The following is a 460-nucleotide window of genomic DNA, read 5'->3' as shown; positions in this document are numbered from 1 at the left end:
TATAGAAAGAGAACGTGGAATAACTATTCTAGCGAAAAATACTGCTATTAATTATAAAGATACACGTATTAACATTATGGATACGCCAGGACACGCAGACTTCGGTGGAGAAGTAGAACGTATTATGAAAATGGTGGACGGTGTTCTTTTAGTTGTAGATGCGTACGAAGGCTGTATGCCACAAACTCGATTCGTATTAAAGAAGGCTTTAGAACAAAACTTAACTCCAATTGTTGTTGTAAACAAAATTGACCGTGACTTTGCTCGCCCTGAAGAAGTGGTAGATGAAGTTATAGATTTATTTATTGAATTGGGTGCTACTGAAGAGCAAATTGAATTTCCTGTTGTTTATGCTTCTGCTATTAACGGTACAGCTAGTACGAACCCAGAGAAACAGGATGAAAATATGGAAGCTATTTATGAAGGTATTATAAACCATATACCAGCACCAGTTGATAAT

General features: G+C 36.3%; 1 protein-coding gene. It reads left to right on the top strand.

What is annotated here, in order from left to right:
* A partial coding sequence (locus ETC00_RS19780) for a GTP-binding protein (RefSeq protein ID WP_171567748.1) occupies positions 1–460 on the top strand: 460 nt, incomplete at both ends.

Origin of the sequence: Brevibacillus sp. MCWH, from assembly GCF_013096935.1 — a bacterium.
Taxonomy (GTDB): domain Bacteria; phylum Bacillota; class Bacilli; order Brevibacillales; family Brevibacillaceae; genus Brevibacillus; species Brevibacillus aydinogluensis.
This window is presented reverse-complemented; position numbering and strand designations above follow the sequence as displayed.